The organism is Citrobacter sp. Colony219, from assembly GCF_019382635.1.
In the GTDB taxonomy this organism is placed as follows: domain Bacteria; phylum Pseudomonadota; class Gammaproteobacteria; order Enterobacterales; family Enterobacteriaceae; genus Citrobacter; species Citrobacter youngae.
In genome coordinates, this window is the sequence record NZ_CP080033.1 from 578637 (window position 1) to 578847 (window position 211).

Annotated in this window: 1 rRNA gene (running past both ends of the window); it reads left to right on the forward strand. The window is 51.2% G+C overall.

From position 1 onward, the window contains the following. Nucleotides 1-211: ribosomal RNA gene (locus JTI85_RS02605) — 23S ribosomal RNA — on the forward strand (it extends past both window edges: 1516 nt to the left, 1180 nt to the right).

Genomic DNA, 211 nt, shown 5'->3' on the forward strand with positions numbered 1-211 from the left:
GGTGTGATGACGAGGCACTACGGTGCTGAAGTAACAAATGCCCTGCTTCCAGGAAAAGCCTCTAAGCATCAGGTAACACGAAATCGTACCCCAAACCGACACAGGTGGTCAGGTAGAGAATACCAAGGCGCTTGAGAGAACTCGGGTGAAGGAACTAGGCAAAATGGTGCCGTAACTTCGGGAGAAGGCACGCTGATATGTAGGTGAAGTG